The 17867-nt window shown below is 44.8% G+C and carries 15 protein-coding genes and 3 pseudogenes; 6 read left to right on the top strand and 12 right to left on the bottom strand.

What is annotated here, in order from left to right; all coding sequences use genetic code 11:
• Positions 1–170: 170 nt before the first annotated feature.
• A complete protein-coding gene (locus EV690_RS03595; RefSeq protein WP_224054886.1) occupies positions 171–596 on the top strand; it encodes a GFA family protein in 426 nt (141 codons plus the stop codon).
• A gap of 71 nt (positions 597–667) precedes the next feature.
• Here EV690_RS03595 and EV690_RS03600 read toward each other — a convergent pair whose 3' ends face one another.
• From EV690_RS03600 to EV690_RS03625, 6 genes are all read right to left on the bottom strand, one after another.
• Positions 668–910 carry a YecH family metal-binding protein gene (locus EV690_RS03600; protein ID WP_131911575.1) on the bottom strand — a complete coding sequence of 81 codons (243 nt, stop codon included), beginning with the start codon at positions 908–910 and terminating at the stop codon, positions 668–670.
• Positions 911–1085: 175 nt separating this feature from the next.
• Positions 1086–2255, bottom strand: a complete 1170-nt coding sequence (gene argE / locus EV690_RS03605; protein WP_131911576.1) for an acetylornithine deacetylase — start codon at positions 2253–2255, stop codon at positions 1086–1088.
• Positions 2248–2922: a DUF1028 domain-containing protein gene (locus tag EV690_RS03610; protein WP_131911577.1), complete on the bottom strand. Its 675-nt coding sequence runs from the start codon at positions 2920–2922 to the stop codon at positions 2248–2250. The genes argE and EV690_RS03610 overlap by 8 nt, the downstream gene beginning before the upstream one ends.
• Positions 2923–2933: 11 nt before the next feature.
• Positions 2934–3350 carry a RidA family protein gene (locus EV690_RS03615; protein ID WP_131911578.1) on the bottom strand — a complete coding sequence of 139 codons (417 nt, stop codon included), beginning with the start codon at positions 3348–3350 and terminating at the stop codon, positions 2934–2936.
• A 16-nt stretch (positions 3351–3366) separates the two neighbouring features.
• Entirely contained in the window at positions 3367–4626 is a 1260-nt protein-coding gene (locus tag EV690_RS03620) for a flavin-containing monooxygenase (RefSeq protein ID WP_131911579.1), read from the bottom strand.
• A gap of 132 nt (positions 4627–4758) precedes the next feature.
• Positions 4759–5712: a LysR family transcriptional regulator gene (locus EV690_RS03625; protein ID WP_131911580.1), complete on the bottom strand. Its 954-nt coding sequence runs from the start codon at positions 5710–5712 to the stop codon at positions 4759–4761.
• Positions 5713–6130: 418 nt separating this feature from the next.
• On the opposite strand from EV690_RS03625, the pseudogene EV690_RS18690 reads away from it, so the two are divergent.
• The 4 genes and pseudogenes from EV690_RS18690 to EV690_RS03640 all read left to right on the top strand — a co-directional run.
• A pseudogene (locus tag EV690_RS18690) lies at positions 6131–6809 on the top strand (amino acid ABC transporter permease); the annotation flags it as partial.
• Positions 6810–6892: 83 nt separating this feature from the next.
• A pseudogene (locus tag EV690_RS18695) lies at positions 6893–7654 on the top strand (amino acid ABC transporter ATP-binding protein); the annotation flags it as partial.
• 141 nt (positions 7655–7795) lie between these two features.
• Positions 7796–8146, top strand: a pseudogene (locus tag EV690_RS03635) (hypothetical protein); the annotation flags it as partial.
• A complete protein-coding gene (locus tag EV690_RS03640) occupies positions 8127–8972 on the top strand; it encodes an ABC transporter substrate-binding protein (RefSeq protein ID WP_131912120.1) in 846 nt (281 codons plus the stop codon). The pseudogene EV690_RS03635 and the gene EV690_RS03640, both read left to right, overlap by 20 nt.
• A 445-nt stretch (positions 8973–9417) precedes the next feature.
• Here EV690_RS03640 and EV690_RS03645 read toward each other — a convergent pair whose 3' ends face one another.
• Both EV690_RS03645 and dbpA read right to left on the bottom strand, forming a co-directional pair.
• Positions 9418–10098 carry a hypothetical protein gene (locus tag EV690_RS03645; RefSeq protein WP_131911582.1) on the bottom strand — a complete coding sequence of 227 codons (681 nt, stop codon included), beginning with the start codon at positions 10096–10098 and terminating at the stop codon, positions 9418–9420.
• 516 nt (positions 10099–10614) lie between these two features.
• Positions 10615–12000 carry an ATP-dependent RNA helicase DbpA gene (dbpA, locus tag EV690_RS03650; protein ID WP_131911583.1) on the bottom strand — a complete coding sequence of 462 codons (1386 nt, stop codon included), beginning with the start codon at positions 11998–12000 and terminating at the stop codon, positions 10615–10617.
• Positions 12001–12432: 432 nt separating this feature from the next.
• Between dbpA and EV690_RS03655 the strand changes: the two genes are divergently transcribed.
• Positions 12433–13227 (top strand): CHAD domain-containing protein, encoded by a 795-nt coding sequence (locus EV690_RS03655; protein ID WP_131911584.1) that lies wholly within the window; start codon positions 12433–12435, stop codon positions 13225–13227.
• Positions 13228–13370: 143 nt separating this feature from the next.
• On the opposite strand, the gene EV690_RS03660 is transcribed toward EV690_RS03655, so the two are convergent.
• The 4 genes from EV690_RS03660 to EV690_RS03675 form a co-directional block, all read right to left on the bottom strand.
• Positions 13371–14555 carry a M20 family metallopeptidase gene (locus tag EV690_RS03660; RefSeq protein WP_131911585.1) on the bottom strand — a complete coding sequence of 395 codons (1185 nt, stop codon included), beginning with the start codon at positions 14553–14555 and terminating at the stop codon, positions 13371–13373.
• Entirely contained in the window at positions 14552–15964 is a 1413-nt protein-coding gene (locus tag EV690_RS03665; RefSeq protein ID WP_131911586.1) for a M20 family metallopeptidase, read from the bottom strand. Before EV690_RS03665 ends, EV690_RS03660 begins: the two co-directional genes overlap by 4 nt.
• Positions 15965–16046: 82 nt before the next feature.
• The gene (locus EV690_RS03670; RefSeq protein WP_131911587.1) at positions 16047–16874 is read right to left on the bottom strand and encodes an ATP-binding cassette domain-containing protein; all 828 of its coding nucleotides are present in this window, start codon (positions 16872–16874) and stop codon (positions 16047–16049) included.
• The gene (locus tag EV690_RS03675) at positions 16874–17866 is read right to left on the bottom strand and encodes an ABC transporter ATP-binding protein (RefSeq protein WP_131911588.1); all 993 of its coding nucleotides are present in this window, start codon (positions 17864–17866) and stop codon (positions 16874–16876) included. The genes EV690_RS03670 and EV690_RS03675 overlap by 1 nt, the downstream gene beginning before the upstream one ends.
• Between the last annotated feature and the right edge of the window lies 1 nt (position 17867).

A 17867-nucleotide genomic window follows, 5' to 3' on the forward strand; every position in this document is an offset into this window, starting at 1 on the left:
GTATGCTAAGGGAATTAGTTCTAATTCTCCTTTACATTCGTTCATTCTATGGACTGCTTAAGGTAATATCAAATCAGCAGCTTTATAGTAATCAACAAGGTTAGGAGCTATTGAAGTTTATGGCACTCTACTCATCACCATTTAATCTCGCTTAACATTGGGCAAACAAAATGATGAAACACACACTGGAAACATATAAAGGAAGTTGTCTTTGTAAAGAGATTTCATTTGAAGTGCACGGATTTGAACAACATATTGCGCATTGCCACTGTAGTATGTGCAGAAAGTTTCACGGCAGTGCTTATGGAACACTCGCAAAAGTTCACGAGTTAACTTGGCTTTCGGGCAAAGAGTTGCTTAAAGAATATGTTGCGCCAAACGGCACCACCCGAACATTTTGCTCACATTGTGGTTCCAGTATTGGCTTTCGCTCCAAAGGCTGCTCGTTATCAGAAATTGAGTTAGCTTTAGCCTTATTCGATGAGGATATTCCGGTACAAATTGATGCGCATATTTTCACCGATTATAAATCAAACTGGGATGAAATAACCTCTGCGCTGCCTCAATACCAAGAAGGCCGCAAGTTACCCGATTAAAATATCATTACAACGGCACGACCCAAGCGGATATCTACCCTATTTTCATCAGCCAATTGGGGTTTCTACTTTTAGTGGTTGCAGATTTTATCTGCCGATGTGGTAAAACCGTTTTGGGTTGCAACAAACTTACCGCGGCTTTGTAAAAAGTCCACTAATTGCTCTGCGCTCATATTTTCTTGAGAGCAGGTATGGAATCGACTGTCTTGTCCGTATTTGGCAATGATCTCCGCACAAAGGCTTTCTTTGGTATACGATTGCTCACTGCTTAGCATCATTTGCATCACTTCGTGGCCGTGAATACTCTGGGTCATTAATGTCTCGTGCCTTTTTAATAAAGATTCGCTCTTTTTAGCACAGGCCATCATTGGGACAAACCGCTATCTCAACAGAGATTGATCCAAACCCGTAATGTATAAACAGAACATTAAAAAAGGAAAACCCATTGGATTTTCCTTTTATACAAAACCATCAAAGCAGGTAAAAACTTTAATCGGCACTCATCCACTGCCGAAGGTTATCAAGCATCGCCATACAGCGATTAAGCTGTTTGACGGTCACAAACTCATCACTTTTATGACCTTGTTCCATGCTACCTGGTCCACAAACCAAAGTGGTAATCCCCGCTTCATCGAATAATCCACCTTCAGTGCCAAAGGCAACCGTGCCAAACCCTGAACTATCGCTCCACTGACTTAGCCAGCTGGCAAACTCGGATTGAGGATCGGTTAATAATGGCGGGTAAGCGGATAATGGCTCGAACTCAACACGAGCTGACTCATGAACCTGCTGCATGAGCGGCTGCAAACTGTTATGAGCATATTGCTTAAGCGCAGAAAAAGTGACACTGGCATCCGTTTTAGGCAGATAGCGCATCTCCATATCAAACTGGCAATATTGCGGGACAATATTTAACGCACTTCCGCCCTGAATCACCCCTGTTTGCAACGTGCTATATGGTGGGTCAAAACGTTCATCACATTGCGTTTTAAGTGGTTCGGCAAGTTCAGTGATTTTACCAATCAACTTGGCGGCATATTCAATGGCATTCACCCCATTTGGCGCATACGCCGAATGACAAGCATAACCATGGATCTTACAGCGCATTCCTATTTTGCCTTTATGGCCGTATACCGGTTGCATGCTGGTTGGCTCACCAATGATACACATTGCAGGTTTTTCAACCGAAGCATTTAAATGAGCGATTAAGCTGCGCACTCCCAAACACCCAACTTCTTCATCATAAGAAAACGCCAGATGCAACGGCATCCGCAGATTGGCGCTGACAAATGTCGGAAGCGCTGTCAATACACACCCAAGAAAGCCCTTCATATCAGCGCTGCCGCGACCATAACATTTGCCGTCACGCTCGGTTAATTGAAATGGCTCGACCGACCAATTTTGGCCATCAACAGGGACCACATCCGTATGCCCTGAGAGCATCACCCCGCCATTACCCGCGGGGCCAAGCCGTGCGTATAAATTTGCTTTAGTGCGCTCTTGGTTATAAACGCGAGTTGCTGCGATACCCAATTTTTCGAAATAATCGGCAATTGCGTCAATCAATGCCAGATTCGATTCGCGGCTGGTGGTATCAAAGGCTAATAATTGACGGAGATGCGCTCTAAGCTCGGGGCTAAGCTCGTCACAATCACTCATCACCGGGCACCCCGTAACTCGGAGCCTTACGAGGGTCAAGCGCGCGCGTTACGTAATCCATCATCTGTGGCTGATAATCGAGCCAGAGCTTTTCCAGTGCATCGATAGGCTCAACCTCAGCCCAGTCCACTCGTAAATCGACCAGCGGCCAACTTTGGCTATCGACCACTTTCACCGCTGCTGAGTGAACAGGCCCTGCTTCACCGCCTTGTGCAAGCCCTGCTTTAAGCGCATCGATCAAACGCACTGTTAGCTCACCCGTTGAGTTTACAAATGCACTTGCCATGGCGTCAATGACTTGCTGGTTAGCCAGCATATTTCCAGCAGCAATGCAGTTCTGCGCTTTAACACTGTGGTGAATGCCCAATGTTTTACTGCCGCTAAAACAAGCTGCGTCGCCGTGAATATCAAGCACACTCACCTGACGGAAGTCATTAAATTCATCCCTCGAAATCGCAATATTTAACGCTTGCTCAACGCTTTTACCATCACTCAGCTGCTCTAAAATATCTTGGCCTAATGAAGGCAACGTAATATTTTGACTAGAAACCGCCCCAATTCCCGCTTGTAACCATGGACAACGCGCACCGACGGCAATACTAGAAGAACTAATTGCGATGCCTAACTGGCCTGTCTTAGCACAAAATCCTGCTATAGAAATGGTCATCCATACACCCCTTATTCAGCCTCTGGAATCACAGCAATGACATCAATTTCCATTAGCCACTCAGGTTGTCCTAACCCTGAAACCACCAGCCCTGTTGAGATCGGAAACACACCTTTTAACCAACGCCCAACTTCTTGATACACCGCCTCGCGATAGCGTGGGTCGGTAATATAAGTCGTTGTTTTAACGATATGAGACAGATCGCTTCCGGCTTCGTCTAAGAGCTGTTTTACATTTTTCATCGCCTGCTCAGCCTGCGCCCGAGGGTCACCTAACCCGACTAAATTTCCTTCAAAATCTGTCCCAATTTGACCACGAACATACACAGTATTACCTGCCACAACAGCCTGACATAGATCATTATCGAGCGTTTGATTAGGGTAAGTTTCTTTAGTATTAAACATACGAATGCGAGTATGTGTCGGCATGATAACGACTCCTGCTTTAGTTTTGTGCACAATAGTGTTGATATTGTCGTTGAATAACAATTTGGTCGGCGATGTATTTGGCATCATGCCACACGCCCCAGATGAAGGTTGACCCGCGTCGAGACAACCAGGGAAGCCCCAAGAAGTAAATGCCGGGTTCACTGCCTACACCACGCTGATGTTGCGGCATCAGATTATCATCTAATACATCGGCTGGCAGCCAGCTATAATCTGAGCTGAACCCTGTTGCCCATATAATCGAATTGATATTGTTATGTTTTAAATCAAGCGCTAACGTCGGCTTGGTCATACATTGCGGATCCGCTAAAAACTCACGAGCCTCTGGCTCTGGCGGCAAATCAAGTCCATTACGCGCTATATACTCATCAGCTTGATCAAGCAATGCCAGATAATTCTCATCTCCCATACGAATATTTTCCGCTAAATCATTGCGAAAATAGGCAGTGCCATCAGCAAACGACTCGGTTCGCCCAAGTAGGTTTAATCCCTGAGCCGCTAATCGTCGAAAATCGATGGTCTGACCGCCATAAGCACCACTGACAGCAATTGTGACATGCTCTTTACCCGGTTCATTTGCTTGAGCTTCCCACAGCCCTAACACCCCCAACCACCAAACGAAGTCACGACCACGGTAACTGCGTGGTGGTCGATCGTGCGGCCCAACAGAGAGATAGACATCTTTGCCTGAACGCTGTAATTCATCAGCAATTTGCACGCCCGAAGAACCAGCACCGACCACCAGCACCCCACCTTCAGGCAATTGCTCTGGATTTCGATAATTCGCTGAATGGATCTGATAAAGTTCAGAGTCTTCGGGGGCAATAGCTGGAATCGTCGGGATTTGAAACGCTCCCGTGGCAGAAACAATGTGCTGTGCGTGAATCATGCCTTCAGAGGTTTCAACGCTAAAACCATTGCTTCCAATATTTTTGGTTACTTTTTTTACTTCGACCCCAGAGCGGATCGGTAGATTAAATTGCTCGGCATATACATTGAAGTAATCAGCAATCTGTTCTTTGGGCACAAATTCATCGGCACCAGAATGCGCAAACTCCATCCCCGGGAAGCGATCATGCCAAGCTGGACCGTTAGCAACCAATGAATCCCAGCGCATGTCACGCCAGGTATGTGCTATCTGATGCTTTTCTAAAACTAGATGTGGAACATCTAGGCGGCTTAAATGCTCGCTCATAGCAATACCAGCCTGCCCACCTCCCACAACGAGGGTATCGATTTGTGTTATATTCTTGCTCATTTATCTGCGCCTTTCATACTGAGTTCATTATTTCCTGAAGGATTAAATTCAGCTTATGGCACAAAATAAATGGCGTAAATTAGTATAAATTTACGATCTACATAGAAAAAATATCACCTCTTAGTCATTAATTTAAGCGGATAACCGCTTGCTCATCGGTTCATTCTGGCTTCGATTAATGTTTACATCAAAGTTGCACCGGCGACAATAATCCATAAATAACTGCGCTGGTTTAGTCGGCTCATTCGTTTTCAGGTAGGCCATAATCAACCTCGAGCTTTCCATTTCATCACTGATCTCCACACAAGCTAACTCTTGACCATCGTAAGTGATATTTGAATGTGGCCTTGTGACTAACAACGAAAACCCCTGCCCCTGACCAACCATACAACGTACCATTTCAATTGAGGGAGAAGCATAAGCAACCTCAGGATGTAACCCCTTTTCGGTGAAAATGCTTAAAAAATAATTTCGACTGGGAATGATATCGAGCAAAATCATGGGCTCGCGGCTCAGCTCAGCTAGAGATACCAGCCCTTTACTCGCTAAAGGATGATTTGCAGGAAGCAAGGCATAAGGCCGATACGGCGCATTTAACTCCTCTTTGCAAATGGAATGGTCTAGATCTAAATCATACAAAAGAGCGAGATCAAACTGGCCGCGATGCAACCCGACCATCAGCTCATGTTGTTCACCATCGTGCAGTTGAATTTCAATATCCGGATATTTTTTCTTAAATCCGGCAATTAGCTGCGGAATATACATAGGGGCAACAGATTCGAAACTGGCAATCGATATTTTACCGCTGGTGATTTCACTATTGGCCAATGTGTTTTGCTCAAATTCATGAGATAAACGCAGCAGCTCAACAGCTTTATCATAAAATCGCCGACCACTGGGCGTTAACGAAACGCCCTGTGCATGGTGTCGAATAAGGAGCTGCTGACCAAACGAATCTTCAAGATTCTTAATAGCAATCGAAATCGATGGCTGAGCAATATGCAGCTTTCTTGAAGCTTGTGCAATACTTTCAGTCTGAACTACGGTCGAAAAATAATGCAATTGTTTTAATGTAAAATATCTCATTACCCACCACCTATTGAAAAAATATAACTTAAAACCACATCTTCATAACTTTTTATTAGCAAAGCGCATACCACAGCCACTCATTTAAGTAACAATCGGGGATACCCCGTTGTCAGATATAGAATTTTTATCGCAGTAAAAGTGACCGTATCGGTATAACCACTTTGAATATGCTTTATTTGGGGCAATTGTGATCTTTTTTGGGGCATTGACGAAGTGATATCAGGCCTGCTGGGAAAGATGCTGTGCCTGATTTAGGAGCATGTCGATTAGATAGTTTTTTTTAAACTAAAAGGCAAAAAAAAAGTAATTGCTAGTTATCCAGCAATCCATCCATAGTGGCTAAACATATTTGAGATATACATGTTCTGATCTAAATCAGTCTCTCATTAATTTGTTTAACAAAGGTACACACTCTATGACGTTTCACTGGGACTATCTGTTCAGCCTATTTGAGTACCACGATTTTTGGTGGGCCAGTTGGACAGTTGTAAAACTTAGCGTTGCAAGTTGGTTGCTAAGTATTGTGTTTGGCTTTGTACTGGCATTGGCGAAACAGTCTCGTTTTGTTATTTTAAATGTTCCAGCCAAAATCTATATCTGGTTCTTTCGCAGTCTGCCTTTATTAGTACTGCTAATTTTCGTTTACAACATTCCACAAATGTTGCCATTTAGCAGTTCAGTTCTTTCCAATCCATTTTGGTCAGGACTCATCTCAATGGTATTGTGTGAAAGCGCCTATGTTGCAGAAATTCACCGCGGAGGGCTGTTGTCCATCCCTAAAGGACAAAAAGAAGCGGCCCAAGCATTAGGGATCCGCTTTGTCGGTATTCAATGGTTAGTCGTTATTCCACAAGCCATCCGGGTTGCTCTTCCGGCCCTGACCAACGAATATATCTCAATTGTAAAGCTCACCTCGCTGGTATCGGTGATTTCACTCACTGAAATTTTGCTGGTTGGTCAGCAACTTTATACTCAAAACTTTTTAGTCATGGAAACCATGACTGCCGTCGCCATTTATTATGTCATGATCGTGACGGTATTTGACTTTTTACTCAAACGCTTAGAAGTCTATCTAGATGTCACACAAAGTAAAAAATCTCATCAGTTACCCAACGAGCTTATCGACAAAGTCAAAAGTGCCCCACCAGTACAGCTGACACCGACCACCGAATTTGACGGCCCAGCTCTTGAGGCGACCAAACTACATAAAGCCTATAACAACATTGAAGTATTGGGCTCAGTGAACTTGACGGTTAACTCTGGCGAAGTGGTCTCAGTTATAGGGCCTTCTGGATCAGGTAAAACAACTTTGATCCGCTTACTCAATGGGTTAGAGCAGTTGGATAATGGTGAAATTCATCTCAATGGCAACCCCTTTTTACAGCGTCTGCACTACGGCCCTGATAAATCTCGTTTTATCGAACATCCAGAACATCGCAACAATATTGGTATGGTCTTTCAGAGCTTTAACTTATTCCCGCATCTAAATGTGTTACACAACCTAATGTTAGCGCCAAATTATCATCACATGGGCGATAAAGAAACGCTAAAACTACAGGCTTATCAGTTATTAGATAAAGTTGGCATGTTAGAACATGCTTGGAAACATCCGCATCAGTTATCCGGTGGGCAACAGCAACGAGTGGCAATCGCTCGAGCCTTAATGATGCGCCCACAAATTATGTTATTCGATGAACCCACCTCGGCCTTAGACCCTGAAAAAGTCAACGAGGTACTGCAGGTCATTGAAGATTTATCAAAAGAAGGGATCACCATGGTAATTGTCACCCATGAGATGAATTTCGCCTTCAAAGTCTCCGATCGAATCATCTTTATGGAACAGGGAAGAGTGATCTGTGACGATACACCGCAAGTACTTCGCAACGGCGATAGCACCCGAGTTACAACGTTTCTAAAAGATGTCAACTTGGCTTCATAAGTGATTTTTCAGGAGTAACTCATGATTGAGCAATGGCAGATCGATCAATACCAAAAACGAGGTTATTTGATTGTTGAAGATATCCTCTCCAGCGACCAGATTAGCGCACTGCAAAAGGATTTTGACAGTTGGGTTGAACAAGAAAACTGCCAGCAGTCAGTCTCGTGTTTTGAACCAGCGGGTTCCGTTTGCTTCATGCACACTCGCTTGCTGCATGCCTCAAAGCCAAACCATACCGGTGCACCTCGAACACTCTTTATTAGCGTTTATGCCACCGAAGACGCCCTACCGCTGGCAGATAATCGGCTGCCCAGCATTCACGCACAAACGTTGGGCTGTGGCGTCGAAAGCGGCGAAATTCGCTCAACTCCGAATAAATTACGACTGTCTCAAAAACCCAAAGGGGCGTCGTTCTTTGCGAAACAAACCAGGCTAGTGCCTGATCTATCAATCGATAAGAGGAATTATGATGATGTTTTCAGCCCGTACTAAACGTTCTAAAGCCCGCCTCATTACGACGAGCCTGGTCGGCGTTGTTTTCTCATTTTCAAGTTTAAGTGCTCTAGCAGCATTTAAACAACCAGGGAAAATCATCGCAGGGTCCGATATGACGTTTTATCCCTATGAATATATGAAAAACAACAAACCAGCTGGTTTTGATATTGAATATCTAGATGGTCTGGCAAAAATCATGGGCCGTAAAGCAAGCAATATTGACACGCGCTGGGCGAACCTAATTCCAGGTTTACGCGGTGACCGTTTTGACTTGATCAACTCGTCAATGTACATCACAGCACCCCGTCTAAAAGTAATCGATATGATCCCCTACTCGAAAAGTGGCGAATCTATCCTCTCGATAAAAGGTGCTAGTTATCAACCTAAAACAATGCAAGATTTTTGCGGTCACACTATTGGTTCTATGGCCGGAACAGCCTGGCTCAAACAAGTGCAAAATGTATCGAAAAGTTATTGCGTTAAAAAAGGTTTAAAACCCATTAAAGTCAGAATGTACCCAACTGACCCACAAGCAACCCAAGCCATGCTCGCTCACGCAGTTGACGCACAAATCACCGACTCGGCGGTTGCCGCAGGGGTTGTCCAGCGGATGGGATCACGCATCACCATTTCATCCGACAAATTGTTGGACCCTGTATTGCATGGCTTTGGTGTGAAGAAAGGTAACGAGCAAGTGCGTAAAGCATTAATAGCGGCAATTAAAAAGTACCGTAAGAGCTCTGAATATAAAGCACTGCTAAAAAAATATAACATGCCAGCTCTGACCGAAGCAGATATCAAAGCACTGATGCCAAAAAGCTAAATCCTCAACCCAACCCGGGAACATTATTCCCGGGTATTGGTGACAAAGGAGTAGAAAATGTCACTTTCAACTGAAGAATAAATTCGCATCGATCTGACAGCAACGTTTCGTATCGTGACTCACTTGAAGCTGCGGTAAACTATTGACCAGACTCTGAGCGATCATATGATGGGAATTCATATGAACCAGATAAATAAAAAAATTAGCCAAGCCACCACTTTATAACCCCCGTCATAACAGGGCTTTTAGCCTTTCTTTCCTAATTTAGCTCAAATTAATCGGGGGTGATAACAACTTTACCAGCAAGTTCCATCAAGATTCAGAGTAAAACTCCCGGCCATTTGGCTCCCTCTATATTTTAGGGGAACCGCATGAATAATGGCTTTATAAGGGGGCTGATCTGTTTATTTTCGTATCTTCTCGCATTCATGAGTAACAGGCTAACCTACTGTGCCTGCACCTTGCGATACGTCATCTGCTCGGCGTTGGAAATCAGTAAATCGCCTTCAATAGTAAACGTCAGCTTCTCAAATGGTTGCTTGGCCGCCCACTTGGGATCTTGCACCCAAAAAGCCGCTGTGTTTTTAGCAGCTTGAATGGCTGGCACATCAAACCAGTGATAGCCCGCAGAATCGTTTACCCAACGTAAGCCAACGCGAGCCAATTGCCCCCCTTTAGGCTTGAATACCCGCGCAATACCATTATGCTCCGTTGTCGCTTTATAGCGCTTGTGCGATGCGGTTTCCACCACCACAGCAATATCTGGCACACCGCCTACCTTTTTAACCATAACGGCCACTTGCCAAAAGTTACTCGGGATCTGTCGCACCCGTTTCATATCGTTCTCAGAAAACGGCGTGAACTTAGGCGATCCAGACAATGGGGGTGGCTCAGGGGTTTTCAACTGCAACACATCATGATCAACAGACCAAGTCCCGTGAGCCTTGAGATCAGCACTGCCCACAATCATACCCCATTTAAAGGAATGATCTGGTTTAAGCACCAATACAGACACCGTTTCCATTTGGTTAATGAGCTGATAGCGGCCCACAAGGGGATCCGATTTAGCAACAACTGAGCCAGCAAAGCTCAGCAGCAATAACGCCATAAGTAATTTTTTGAACATAATGAAGACTTCTCACAAACCTGAAACTGCACTGGCATCAACCCGTGCAGCAAACTAACACTAATAGGAAATAACGCTGTAGCTATTGTGAATAGTCCTAGGCATCAAAATTCAAGCCGGACGCCGAACCAATAATCGCAATCGCAAAGCGATACTTATTATTAATATAATCAATTAGGAGAGGTAAGTTAGCAGCTTGTCGCAATGAAGGCAAGTTGAAGGCATCCGCTCTAGTACTCGCTTCATATCAGCAATTGGTCATATTGTTTGATGCAGCAGGGTTAAATCTTTTGCTCTTCCAGTTGGTTGTCGACTTCGTCGTAGTCAATTACCTGTGCTGAGAAATATCCGCGTATTGTGTATGCCCGCTTAACATTACGCCTGCTAAAATAGTGATTAATTATATGGAATAGGTGAGAAGCAATGAACACTGAGCAAAAAGTTGGCCAGCGGGCAAGATCTTGCTCAGTTATTTTTTAACCAGAGAGTTCTCTATTGGATGGTTAGAGTTCTTTTTTACGACATAATTCGAGCGCGAAAAGATTTACCTTTTAGTTTGCCGCGATTCAGTTTAGCCAAGGCTAATTTAATATGCGAACGTTTTACCGCAACATATGACCAGATGTCGTGAATTTGAATTTTCCCCACATGCTGACCCGACAGCTCATTGTCCGCAGTAAGCGCACCTAGAATATCGCCGGGACGAAGCTTGTTCTTTTTCCCGCCATCAATTCGAATGCAGCTCATTTCAGCCTCAACAACATGAGTCCCTAATCCAGTGCCTTTGGCAATTTCAACCACGGCTTGTGGACCAATTTTATCTTGTAATAGCGCAAAGCCGTAATCATCGTTTGTGCCAATCAGGGTTATCGCACTACCTTGCTCCCCGGCTCGCCCGGTGCGACCAATCCGGTGAATATAAGTGTCACTATCATGAGGCAATTGATAATTAACGACTAAATCTAGTGCATCGATATCCAAGCCACGTGCCGCCACATCAGTGGCAACCAGCACTGTGACACATTTAAGCGCGAATAACGCCAATGCCTGGTCACGCTCTCTTTGGTCTAAATCACCATGTAGAGCTTTAACATCAAATCCAGCATGTTTAAGATAATCTGCAACTTCTTGTGTTTCTCGTTTGGTATTACAAAACACCACAGCACTCTTCGGCTGCTTTGCAAGTAATATTCGTTGAGTTGCATGTTGACGGTTCCCCGTGTCAGTCACCGCAACAAATTGTTGGGTTATATTCGCCTTATCATCGCTCTGCTCAACCTTAATCGAAACCGGGTCGACCATCTGCTTTTTAGCGATTACAGCAATACTCTCTGGAAACGTTGCGCTAAATAATAAACGCTGACATTTCGCTGGCATAAACCCAGTAATGGTCTCCAGTGCTTCACTAAATCCCATCTCTAACATTCGATCAGCTTCGTCTAAAACAAATTGCTGAATATATTCAAGATGTAACCGCCCCTTATTGAGATGATCTAAAACACGTCCAGGCGTTCCAACAATAATATGGGCACCATGTTCAAGCGAACCAATCTGCGGTCCTATCGCAACACCACCACATAAAGTGAGGATCTTGATATTATGGATCCCTCGGGCAAACCGCCGCAGTTCACTGGCTACTTGGTCAGCAAGTTCCCGAGTTGGGCACAAGACTAGAGACTGAACGCGAAATAGTTTGACATCTAACTGGTTGAGGATGCCTAAACCAAACGCAGCTGTTTTTCCTGAGCCTGTTTTGGCCTGAGCCAGTAGATCTTTTCCCGCTAAAACTTCCGGTAAAGCTTGCGCTTGAATCGGTGTCATCTTTGTAAAACCTAACTCAGCGAGTGTATTTAACAAAGACGGATTAAGTGCCAACTGGCTAAATTCTGTATTGGATTGCAAAGTGATTCCTGTGGTCGGGCAAACGGTTCAACTAAAGAGTGGGCAATTGTAGCAGCTCTGGTCAGTGGTGTACCGATAACTTACTTATATCGCACCTTGGCTCATGCGATCCATCTGGTTAGTCAATGACTACTCTGCTTTAGCTCAGCAGATATCACTCTGACCTTTATGTATTTTATAGATAAATACTTTGTAGTTAGCTCTGCGTGAATTAAATCTTGCGTGGGTCACGGCATTGCTCTGTATATGCAATGGAGTCAACACTCCTCTGAGCTTAGCCTGTCAGAACACTCGTTAAACGTTAATCATCTGCTTAGATTAAAAAGTAATTCGTGAACTAACGTTCAGATTTGCTTTGTTGTGGCTTCTATACTCATCAAGCTCCTATTGTTTACAGAACAAACAACTCAACATCAACAGTAGGTAAAAGCGATGGTGCATCAAAGTTTCAATTCGTATATTTTGTCATTACTCGAGGTTATCGCAGCAAACTATCAACAGTTGCTTAGGGAACCGAACGATGGTGAAAACATTCATCAGTTACGAGTATTGATTCGCCGCATCAGACCCGGTTTACAGCTCCTCATCAAAGAACAACATAGCCCCAAAAAACGCCAACAATTGTGCCAATCGCGCGATGTTTTAATCGCTCTTTTTAAAACCCTCTCACAAATCCGAGACCTACAAGTACAAGCAGAACTATTTCGCTCGCTGCAAACCCAATCAAATGAATATCCTGCTGACCTTAATGATTATACCAAGCGACTTGAAATGGACATTAAGCATCATCAACATCAATTCATCCCGATAGTTCAATCGCTTAATATCCCCGATGCAATACCCCAAATAAAAACCTGTTGTAAGAAAAATAACCAACAGAAAAAAATCCGAGCACACGCTAACGTTCAGCGTAAAAAGACTCGTGATCGATTTAAACAGTCTTTGAACAAACTAGCCGAGCAACCTGAAACATTTCATAAAGTTCGAATTAAACTTAAAAACTACCGCTATATGCTTGAGCTTTATGAACAAATAGCAAAAAAGGGCAAGGCTAAACGAATCCAACAATTAAAAAAAATGCAGGAGCAACTAGGGAATGCCCACGACTTTTATAATGCCGTACGGCTGATGCAGCACTACCAATTGGAGGAAAGCACTATCAATCAGGCTCGCGTCCGATACTTACAAGCACGTAACCACGCCATTGAGCAGCTTTTAGCAAAATAAAAACCAGCCCCATACTCTGCTCAGGTTTTCTCAACAGATACGCTAGCGGACTTATAGATCCGAGAAATAGTTATCCTTCTAAAATCGCTGCAATCTCTTTCATCAACTGCTGATATTCACTGTCATTAGAGTTTAAGTATTGTTTAACGCCGGATTGTATCTAAGGGGCAACCAATAGCACAGCAGCAACGCGCTACAATTAACGCGCGAGTCGTCAATGTGGTTAAGTCACAAAACTCACGTTCAGTATGAGTATATCCCCCTACTGGCCCAGTGGCACATAACGTTGGAATATTCATCGCACTAGTCCAGCCCGCATCCGAACAACCACCGGTAAACTCCCCATCAATTTCAAAGCCTATTGCTTTAGCTTGTTGACGATAGACTTTGAGCAAATCTTGACTCATCTTTTGCTCGAATGGCACAAAACCTACCTTTTTGTGCCACTGAATACTCGCGCCAGCAACCGACGCATCCGCGACACATTGGGTAATTTGTGCCTCTAGCCATGCTCCTTGGTCAACAGTTAAATAGCGCACATCTAAACTGGCAGTGGCTTTTTGTGCAACCGTATTCGGAGTGGTACCACCGGTCACCCCCCCAACGTTGGTTGTAATACCTCTCTCATAATCGGTTAACTGATGAATATTGGTAATCAGTTTGGCCAAGATCCCAATGGCACTAATGCCATCTTGATGGCTCACCCCGGCATGCGATGCACGCCCGGTAATATCAAACTGATAAGTACTCCCTCCTTTTCGGGCATTCACTACATTGCCAGAAATTCGTCCCGGTTCGGCATTAAATACCGCCACCGCACCTTTGGCTTGTTCAGCAATCACCTTACGGCCATTGGGAGAACCAATTTCTTCATCACTCGTGGCTAACAACATCACTTGAAATGGCAATGCCTGAGCGTAAGTTTGCTGATAATAGTGAAATGCTTTTAAAATAAAACAGTTCATCACCAAACCGGATTTCATATCTGCAACCCCTGGGCCAAATGCCTTATCCCCTTCTTGAGTAAATGGCCGTTTTTTGACCTCTCCGGTCACAAACACTGTGTCCATATGCCCGGATAATACAATCAAAGGCCCATCAACATTTCCCACCAATGCTTTCACCGCATAAGTGTCGTGCTCCTGTAACAGCTCAGCAGTAATGCCTTCTCGCGACAAATCTCGCTGCAAGTGCTGAGCTATTTGCAACCGCCCCGCTTGGTTATGGCTGTACGAGTCAATATTGACCAACTCTTGCAAAAGCGCAGTCATTGGCTCTTGCTGCTCCGTTAACCATTGCGAAACAAAACTTATAAGTTGTTCATTCATTGGCGATGTTCCTTGATCGAGAGCCCCTGCTCGGCTAAATCCCAAAAAATACCAGTCATGATTTGTAAGGATTGTTTCGCCACGCTTCCCAAAAAATGCTCATTAGGACCATGTTGTAAACAAGCTGGATATGAATGAGGGATCCACAAAGTCGGCAAGCCGAGCGTATTGGCAAAGGTAGCATTGGGCAGAGAACCGCCCAAATTAGGGATTAGGGAAGCAGCATAACCAGTCGTCTCTTTTATCGAATTCATCGCCCAATGAACCCAGGGATCGTCTGGATCAAGGCGAGTCGCTTCCATCATCACAGCGGCGGCAGGAGTCACCTCGACATCCTCAAAACCATTGGCTTGGAGGTGGCGACGAATAATAGTAAGAAACTGCTCATTTTGACTACCAACCACGAAGCGCATCTGGGCATGAATGACGGCCGAACCGGGAATTGCATTAGCTGGGGCGTCGGGATTGCCAGCATGGCAAGCCAAAATTTCTAAGGTATTCCAACCAAATAACCTTTCTGCTGGCGTCAACCCCGGTTCACCCCAGTCGGGGGATAATTCGGGATCATATTCACCTGTCCCCACCGGAATATCTTGCACCGCTTCGCGCAAGGATTCAGGCAACTGTGTTGGCAATAACTCAGGAACTAAGATCTTGCCCTTGCCATCAATCAGACAACTCCAAGCATTCATCAATCGGGTGGCTGAATTCGATAATAAGCCGCCCCAGTTGCCGGAATGATGCGAACCTTCTCGGGCTCGAATCGTTAAGTCAAAATTCATTGAACCCCGCGAACCCAAAAATAACGTCGGGTACTGGGCTCCGACGCGAGGCCCATCAGAAGCAATGAAGAGATCGCTTTTGAGGCGGTCTTGGTACTGCTGACAAAATAGATCGAGCCCCGGAGAACCGGTCTCTTCCCCCATTTCCAATAGTACTTTTACGTTAAACCCAAGCTCCCCTTTGACTTCCAATAAGTTTTTGAGTGCGGCTAAATTAACACTATGTTGGCCTTTATTATCAGCGGTTCCTCGGCCATACCATAAGTCACCATCGGCGATCATTTGCCACGGTGATAACCCCTTTTTCCACTGATTATCATAGCCTCGCACCACATCACCATGACCATAGGTTAATAACGTCAGAAGACTCGGATCCTCAATTCGCTCCGCTAATAACAGCGGCCAGGCGTTGGGATCATCCGCAGCAGGGTTAGCGATCACTTCGCAGGTAAAACCCATTTGCTCTAGATAAGGGATCATATGCTGGTGAAGATACACCGATAATTGCGGATATCCTTCAGGGGTTTGGCTTTCAGAGCGCACCGCAACACGTTCGCTCAATAATTTAAAAAACTCGCCGGATTCAAAATACTCGTTGATACTATCCATGGCTAATTGACGACTCATAACAACTCCTTTTTTGGCACACAGATGCCCGACCTTGCTCAAAAGGCAAGCATCCTCTCAATATAAAGATGAAAACAGCTCTCTAACCGGCTTTAGACCACGCGAATGATTCCAGATCCGGTAGACTTAAATCCGGATCGGGAGTAAGAATAGAGGCCAACAACGTTTGCGTATAGGGATGCTGAGGGTGTTCAAAGATCTGCTCGCGCGTGCCCTGCTCGACAATACAGCCCTGATTCATCACTGCCACACGATCTGATAAATATTCAACTACAGCTAAATTATGACTAATAAATAGGTACGTCAGGCCAAACTCCTGTTTCAGCTGCATCAACAAGTTTAAAATTTGCGCTTGAACCGATACATCGAGCGCAGAAGTTGGCTCATCACAGATCAAAATACGGGGGTGAAGAATCAGTGCTCGCGCAATGGCAACACGCTGACGCTGGCCACCAGATAATTGGCCAGGAAACATCTCTAGCAGTCGATCAGGCAAACCAACTTTCCTAGCAATATCAACAACCTGGCGCTTTTGATCCGATTTTGTACCGATTTTATGTAGTAATAATGGCAGACGAATAATGTCCTTAATGCGTTTGCGTGGATTAAGCGATGAATATGGGTCTTGAAAAACCGGTTGGATCATTCTGGCCAAGGCCATGCGCTTACTCAAATCAATCTCTTTACCATGAATCAACACATTCCCTTCGCTCGGTTGTAAAAGACCAAGAATCATCTTGGACAGAGTACTTTTCCCGCAGCCAGATTCGCCAACTAACCCCAACACTTCTCCGGCCTGGATCCGCAGACTGACACCATTAACAGCGGTAAATTGACGTTTTTCTTTCCATAGCCCCTGACTGATATCAAAGTGGCGAGTGAGATCACACAGTTCTAGTGCCAATGCCATTATGAAGCCTCCTTCACCGGATAAAGGGTCACAGGACAGCGCACCCAATGTTGTCCCTCACGTTGCTCTAGAGCTGGGATCGTTTCGCAGCATTGCTTCTTAGCGAGTTCGCAGCGATTAGCAAAAGCACAGCCTTGCGGTGTACCAATTAGACTCGGCACAACTCCGGCAATCGTTGCCAACTCTTGCCCAGACTGGGTTTTCCCCGGAATCGGAATACAATTAAGTAATCCTCGGGTGTAAGGATGCTGTGGACGACTATAGATCGCTTTAACACTTGCCATTTCAACAAATTGTCCCGCATACATTACCGCCACACGGTCAGCAATGCGTGCCACTACACCTAAGTCATGGGTGATAAAGATCACCGCCATCCCAAATTCCTGCTGGAGTTCTCGAATCAGCACTAAAATCTGTGCTTGAATCGTCACATCCAGTGCCGTCGTCGGTTCGTCAGCAATGATTAGGTCAGGTTCGCACATTAATGCCATGGCAATCATAATTCGCTGTCGAAGCCCACCAGATAATTCATGTGGATATTGGTTTAACCGCTCATCAGGAGATGGCACTCCCGCTCGATTAAGCAAATAAATTGCCCGCTCGTTAGCCTCTTTTCTAGAAATATGTTGATGTGTCATGATTCCTTCAGTGAGCTGATCCCCTAATTTAAATGATGGATTGAGCGAGGTCATCGGCTCCTGAAAAATCATCGACATATTTAATCCACGCAAACGGCTACGTGTTTTTTTCGGCATATGCAGCAAATCCTGCCCCAGAAACTCAAACTTATCGGCCTGGCACTGCGCCTTTTTCGGTAATAAATCCATCAGTGCCATAGAAGTCATTGATTTACCACAGCCTGATTCGCCTACAATACAGAGCATTTCACCGCGATTAACTGTAAAATCTAGCCCCCGCACTGCATTCAGAGGGCCATTTTCAGTCGGTAAACTTACCTGTAAGTTTTCGACATTCAAGATTGTCTCTTGCATT

It is taken from the genome of Celerinatantimonas diazotrophica (assembly GCF_004339545.1).
Classification (GTDB): Bacteria; Pseudomonadota; Gammaproteobacteria; order Enterobacterales; family Celerinatantimonadaceae; genus Celerinatantimonas; species Celerinatantimonas diazotrophica.

Excerpts from the sequence above, each read along its gene's own strand:
- EV690_RS03595 (WP_224054886.1), top strand. The coding sequence starts at position 171 with ATGATGAAACACACACTGGAAACATATAAAGGAAGTTGTCTTTGTAAA.
- EV690_RS03600 (WP_131911575.1), bottom strand. The coding sequence starts at position 910 with ATGACCCAGAGTATTCACGGCCACGAAGTGATGCAAATGATGCTAAGC.
- argE (WP_131911576.1), bottom strand. The coding sequence starts at position 2,255 with ATGAGTGATTGTGACGAGCTTAGCCCCGAGCTTAGAGCGCATCTCCGT.
- EV690_RS03610 (WP_131911577.1), bottom strand. The coding sequence starts at position 2,922 with ATGACCATTTCTATAGCAGGATTTTGTGCTAAGACAGGCCAGTTAGGC.
- EV690_RS03615 (WP_131911578.1), bottom strand. The coding sequence starts at position 3,350 with ATGCCGACACATACTCGCATTCGTATGTTTAATACTAAAGAAACTTAC.
- EV690_RS03620 (WP_131911579.1), bottom strand. The coding sequence starts at position 4,626 with ATGAGCAAGAATATAACACAAATCGATACCCTCGTTGTGGGAGGTGGG.
- EV690_RS03625 (WP_131911580.1), bottom strand. The coding sequence starts at position 5,712 with ATGAGATATTTTACATTAAAACAATTGCATTATTTTTCGACCGTAGTT.
- EV690_RS03640 (WP_131912120.1), top strand. The coding sequence starts at position 8,127 with ATGTTTTCAGCCCGTACTAAACGTTCTAAAGCCCGCCTCATTACGACG.
- EV690_RS03645 (WP_131911582.1), bottom strand. The coding sequence starts at position 10,098 with ATGTTCAAAAAATTACTTATGGCGTTATTGCTGCTGAGCTTTGCTGGC.
- EV690_RS03655 (WP_131911584.1), top strand. The coding sequence starts at position 12,433 with ATGGTGCATCAAAGTTTCAATTCGTATATTTTGTCATTACTCGAGGTT.
- EV690_RS03660 (WP_131911585.1), bottom strand. The coding sequence starts at position 14,555 with ATGAATGAACAACTTATAAGTTTTGTTTCGCAATGGTTAACGGAGCAG.
- EV690_RS03665 (WP_131911586.1), bottom strand. The coding sequence starts at position 15,964 with ATGAGTCGTCAATTAGCCATGGATAGTATCAACGAGTATTTTGAATCC.
- EV690_RS03670 (WP_131911587.1), bottom strand. The coding sequence starts at position 16,874 with ATGGCATTGGCACTAGAACTGTGTGATCTCACTCGCCACTTTGATATC.
- EV690_RS03675 (WP_131911588.1), bottom strand. The coding sequence starts at position 17,866 with ATGCAAGAGACAATCTTGAATGTCGAAAACTTACAGGTAAGTTTACCG.